We start from the raw sequence: 238 nt of genomic DNA on the forward strand, positions 1-238 counted from the left end.
CGGTGGTGGTGCGGGAGGACCGGCCGGGGGATCGGCGGCTGGTGGCCTACGTGGTGCCGGAGGTGCCGGGGGAGGAGTTGGATCCGGCGCGGGTGCGGGGGTTCGTGGCGGGGGTGTTGCCGGAGTTCATGGTGCCGTCGGCGGTGGTGGTTTTGGGGGTGCTGCCGGTGACGGGCAACGGGAAGCTGGATCGGGGGGCGTTGCCGGTGCCGCGGGTTTCGGCTGGTGGGGGGCGGGG

Annotated in this window: 1 protein-coding gene; it reads left to right on the forward strand. The window is 74.8% G+C overall.

Annotation, left to right across the window (positions count from 1 at the left end; all coding sequences use genetic code 11):
- Nucleotides 1–62: 62 nt before the first annotated feature.
- Nucleotides 63–238 (forward strand): hypothetical protein (locus ACWJ6R_RS38330; protein WP_449066846.1); only part of this gene is annotated, 176 nt, incomplete at its 3' end.

It is taken from the genome of Planomonospora algeriensis, from assembly GCF_977012225.1.